The sequence below is a fragment of the Streptomyces sp. NRRL F-4489 genome, from assembly GCF_001509485.1.
In the GTDB taxonomy this organism is placed as follows: Bacteria; Actinomycetota; Actinomycetes; order Streptomycetales; family Streptomycetaceae; genus Streptomyces.
Genome location: NZ_LLZI01000103.1, coordinates 1 through 5,111, shown reverse-complemented (window position 1 = coordinate 5,111; position 5,111 = coordinate 1). Strand labels below are relative to the sequence as shown.

The following is a 5,111-nucleotide window of genomic DNA, read 5'->3' as shown; positions in this document are numbered from 1 at the left end:
GCTGTCTTGGGGTGGGGGTGCCCGGGCTGGTGTGCCTCGGGGGCGGGGCGCTCTGCCTCGGGGGCGGGGCGCTGGTCCTGCGTGGCTGCCGCCGGGTGCGCCGGGGTGGTGCTCGCGCCGAAGACCAGCCGGATGTTGTCGATGAGCCGGGTGGTGCCCACCTTGGCGGCCACCGCCATGATCGCCTCACCCTCGTAGTCGTCCCCGACCTCGGTGAAGTCCCGGGGATCGATCAGGGCCAGGTAGTCCAGGCGCAGCGGCGGCTCCAGACGCGCGGCGTCCTCCAGCACCGCGCGGGCCGCGGCGCGGGCCACGGACGGCCCGTGGAGGGGCCCTGCGGACGCGCAGGCGACCGCGTGCGCGTCGGCGGCCGCCCGGTCCTCCCCGAGCGCCGCCAGCGCCGCGGAGCGGTCCTGTACGGGGTGCCCGGCGGACGCCGCGCGGGCCCGCAGCGCCTCCTCGGCGGTGAGCCGGTCGCGGGCCGCGAAGAGCGCCGCGGACAGCGCCAGCGCGGTGCGCCGCTCCGGCCCCGAGAGGTAGCGGTTCCGGCTGGACCGGGCCAGCCCGTCGGCCTCGCGCACCGTGGGCACGCCGACGATCTCGACCGGGAAATTCAGGTCGGCGGCCATCCGCCGGATGACGGCGAGCTGCTGGGCGTCCTTCTCCCCGAAGAACGCCAGGTCAGGCCCGGTCAGATGGAGCAGCTTGGCGACGACGGTGAGCACCCCGTCGAAGTGCCCGGGCCGGCTGGCGCCCTCCAGGACGGTGCCCATCGGCCCGGCGGTGATCCGTACCTGGGGCTCGCCCCCCGGGTACACCTCGTCAACGGACGGCGCGAAAACGGCGTCGGCCCCCGCCCGGCCGGCCAGGACCACATCCTCGTCCAGCGTCCTCGGATACCGGTCAAGGTCCTCACCCGCCCCGAACTGGAGCGGATTGACGAACACGGTGACCACGACCTGGCCATCCCGTCCGACCCGCTCCCGGGCGGCCCGCACCAGGGTCGCGTGCCCCTCGTGCAGCGCGCCCATGGTCATGACAACGGCCCGCGCGCCACTGCGCCGCGGCAGCGCCCGCAGCTCCCCGGCGGTCCGCACCAGCTGCGGCCCCGCCCCCGGCCGCCCGCCCCCCTCCGGGGACGAATGCACGAACGAGGAGGTCATGCGCCACCTCCATGGGGGCCGTGGTCGGAGTCGGGGTCGGTGTCGGGGCCGGTGTCGGAACCCGGGCCGGAGTCGGAACCGGGGTCGGAGGGCTGGGGGTTGTCGTCTGTGGACGGGGGGTTGTCGCCTGGGGGCTGGGGGTTGTCATCCGGGCCGGTGGGGCTCTCGGCGTCCGTGGCCGGGCCGTTGGGGGCCGCCGTGGAGGCACTGTCCGGGGCCGGCCCCGCCAGCGCATCCAGAAGTTCAGCCGCCAGCTCCGGCTTGAGCAGGCCGTGCGTCAGCGCCCGGTCGGCGGTCATCCGGGCCATCGCCAGATAGCCCGCGACGGCCTGCGGGGCGTGCGCGCGCAGCTCCGCCACATGGGCCGCGACGGTACCCGCGTCCCCACGGGCCACCGGGCCGGTCAGCGCGGCGTCCCCGGATCGCAGCGCGTTGTCCAGCGCCGCGCCGAGCAGCGGACCGAGCATCCGGTCCGGAGCCCGGACGCCGGCCTTCCGCAGCAGCTCCATGGCCTGCGCGACCAGCGTGACCAGGTAGTTCGCGCCGATGGCGAGGGCCGCGTGGTAGAGCGGACGATCCGCCTCCGCGATCCACTCGGGCTCCCCGCCCATCTCGATGACCAGCGCCTCCGCGGCCATCCGCAGCTCCTCCGGGGCGGTCACTCCGAACGGGCAGCCGGCCAGCCGCTGGACGTCCACCGACGTCCCGGTGAACGTCATCGCCGGGTGCAGCGCCAACGGCAGCGCACCGGCCCGCGTGGCCGGATCCAGCACCTTCGCCCCGAAGCGCCCCGAGGTGTGCACCAGCAGCTGCCCGGGCCGTACCGCGCCGGTCTCGGCGAGGCCCTTCACCAGGTCGGCCAGCGCGTCATCGGGGACGGTCAGCAGCACCAGGTCCGCCCGGGCGAGCACCTCGGCCGGGGTGACCAGCGGGACACCGGGCAGCAGCTCGGCGGCGCGCCGTACAGAGGCGTCCGAGACGCCCGATACGGCTACCGGGCGGTGGCCGGCGAGCCGCAGCGACGCGGCGAGCGCGGGCCCGACGCGGCCGGCCCCGACGACTCCGACGGTGAGCCGGGCGGGCCGGTCCTGGGCCTCGATGGATGGGTTCGGTTTCACGGGGCGACGGCCTTCCGTTCCAGTCCGCGAGGGGTACCGGACGATTCGTCGCCATGCTACGCGAGCGACTCCCCGGGCCCTGAGGGCTGCGCAGAGGGTGAGACAAGCATCTCGACCCACAACCGGAACAACCGGAACACCTCGCTCCGCCCCCCTCCGCGAACCCGCACCGCTCCCTCCCCCGAGAAGTTATCCACAGCCCCCACCGCGCCTTGCGCGACTGCGCGATGATCGGTCCGAAGCCGCGGGGACAGACGCACAAGCGGCACGAGCGAAGGCGGGGGCCATGACCAACACCAGTACCGACACCGACACCAACGCCAGCACCGACACCACCACCGACGCCGAATCCAAAACCGCGACCAAGCCCGAAACCAAAAGCAAAAGCGAGCTCAAGACCGGAAATCAGCCAGCACGGACAGCAGCAGGGACAACACGCACCGCAAAAGACCGCGACCACCCCGCACACCCTGATCCAAGCGAATCCGCGCCCATGCCCATGTCCGTGAAAAACACCGGAGAAATCCCACCCGGCGAGAAAAGCAGCAGCGACCTCATGCCGGAAGACGACGGGAAGCCCACGGCCGCTCTCCTGGCGACGGACGATGATGACGATGACGGAGAGCGGACTGTCGAGACATCGGCGCCGGAGGAGGCACCACAGAGACCGTCCGATAACCGGACGCGACGCCTGACGGCCTGGCGCGGCGCACGGCGGACGCTCACCGGTTTCCGGCCGCCGGAGACGATCGGCGAGCGGCTGCGCCGCCTGGCGGCCGAGGCCCCCGGCGCGTACGACCTCGACGACTGGACGGACTTCTACGGCAACGACGACGGCATCGTGGGCGAGCTGGAGCGCCGGACCGCCGATGCCCTCGGGGCCGAGGCCGCCGCGTTCTTCCCGACCGGCACGATGGCCCAGCAGGTGGCCCTGCGCTGCTGGGCCGGCCGCACCGGCAACGCCACGGTCGCCGGCCACCCCCTCTCCCACCTGGAGATGCACGAGCGGGACGCCTACGCCGTGGTCAGCGGCCTGCGCATGATCCACCCGACCACCGCGCCCCGCCTGCCCACCGCCGAGGAGATCTACGCCCTCCAGGAACCGTTCGGCACCCTCACCCTCGAACTCCCCCTGCGCGACGCCGGGTATGTCCTTCCCACCTGGGAGGAGCTGACATCGGCCGTCACCGCGGCGCGGGACCGGGACGCGGTGGTCCACTTCGACGGCGCCCGGCTGTGGGAGTGCGGCCCGCACTTCGGCCGCCCGCTCCCGGAGATCGCCGGCCTCGCGGACAGCGTCTACGTCTCGTTCTACAAAACACTGGGCGGCATAGCGGGCGCCGCACTGGCCGGCAGCGAAGGCTTCATCGAGGAGGCCCGCGCCTGGCGGCACCGTTACGGCGGCCAGCAGTTCCAGCAGTGGCCGGCCGCCCTCGCCGCGCTCGCCGGCCTGGACCGCGAACTCCCCCGCCTTCCCCAGTACGTCGCCCACGCCAAGCTCGTGGCCCGCGCGCTGCGCGAGGGCCTGGCGGAGGCCGGCGTCCCGTGGTTCCGGGTCCACCCCGAAGAACCGCACACCCACCAATTCCAGCTCTGGCTGCCGTACCCACCCGAGGCCCTGACCGACGCCGCCACCAACCAATCCGAGGAGACCCGCACAACCCTCTTCCACGCCTGGCGCACCCCAACCCCCGCCGGCCCACCCGGCATGGCCATGACCGAGCTGACGATCGCCTCCCCCGCCCTGGACTGGACAACAGACGAAATACGCACCGCGGTAGCCGACTTCGTCCAGCGCATCGGGACGTGACGTCCCTGGCACGGCCGGAAACACGGCGTCGTCCGACACGTCGCCGGCGGTGACGCCGACCGACACGGGGCCTGACCTCGTCCGATAGGCGGGGACGGGAACGGCGGCATCGGGACCTGGCGGCGACCGCCACATGAGCCTGACGTTGTGCGCCACATGGCGACCTGGCCGCTCCCGGCACACGTATCGGGACCTGACGGCGCCCAGTGCATCGGGACGTGACGTCGGCCTGCGTGTGGGGGCCTGACACGGACCTAGCGCAACACCAAGACCTGCCCCATCCAGCGCACGCATCGGAGGTGACACTGCCCAGCACGTCACGGGAGGTGATGTCGACCGGCGCGGGACGTGACGCCGACCGGCATGGGTACCGACGCCGTCAGGCGCGGGAACTGACGTCGGCTGGCACGGGAACGGAAGTTGGCCGTCACGTCGGACCTGGGCGTGCCCGGCACGCGTATCGGACCTGACGTCGACCGGCACATCGGGAGTGACCTCGTCCGGTGCATCGGAACGTAACGTCGACGGCCGCGTCAGGGGCTGGCGCCACCCCAGCGCATCCGGAGCTGACGTCGTCCAGTGCGTCGGGCAGACGAGGGTGTCCGAGCGGCGCCGGCCGAGGACACCCGTGCGGCGCCGGCCGAGTCGGCCATGCACCAACGGCCGAGCCCGGGCGGGCGGTTGATGGAGCGGCCAGGCGGTGGCGGGCGAGCCGTACACGCATCGATAGCGGAGACCAGCCGCGCATCGGCGGGCGAGGCCGGGCGGCCGGCGGCGGACGGCCGGGCGGTGGGCGGTGTTCGGCAGGCAGCGGCGGGCAGCCGGGCGGGGCCGGTCGGGCAGGCAGGCGGCCGGCGGTGGCAGGCCACCGGGCGGCGGGCCGGGCCGTTCGGTGCGGCCTCGGGCGCCCGGGACTGGTGGGCCGCTCGGGAGGTCCCGTGTGTCCGATCGGCGCCGTTAGTGGGGGCTGAGGCGGGGGTGAGGGTTGCGGTCGGGGTTGGAGGAGGCGGGGGTGGAGGG

The 5,111-nt window shown here is 73.8% G+C and carries 3 protein-coding genes; 1 reads left to right on the top strand and 2 read right to left on the bottom strand.

The features are described from left to right. Together panC and ADL22_RS10345 are read right to left on the bottom strand one after the other, a co-directional pair. Window positions 1-1,163: pantoate--beta-alanine ligase (panC, locus tag ADL22_RS10350; protein ID WP_079064003.1), on the bottom strand; the 1,163-nt coding region annotated here is incomplete at its 3' end. After that, window positions 1,160-2,281, bottom strand: coding sequence for a Rossmann-like and DUF2520 domain-containing protein (locus ADL22_RS10345; protein ID WP_066976059.1), 1,122 nt, complete (start codon window positions 2,279-2,281; stop codon window positions 1,160-1,162). The genes ADL22_RS10345 and panC, both read right to left, overlap by 4 nt. A gap of 556 nt (window positions 2,282-2,837) precedes the next feature. On the opposite strand from ADL22_RS10345, the gene ADL22_RS10340 reads away from it, so the two are divergent. Beyond that, the gene (locus tag ADL22_RS10340) at window positions 2,838-4,091 is read left to right on the top strand and encodes a threonine aldolase family protein (protein WP_079064002.1); all 1,254 of its coding nucleotides are present in this window, start codon (window positions 2,838-2,840) and stop codon (window positions 4,089-4,091) included. Window positions 4,092-5,111 lie beyond the last annotated feature (1,020 nt).

Coding starts and splice junctions, on each gene's coding strand:
- ADL22_RS10340 (WP_079064002.1), top strand. CDS start 2,838: ATGCCGGAAGACGACGGGAAGCCCACGGCCGCTCTCCTGGCGACGGAC.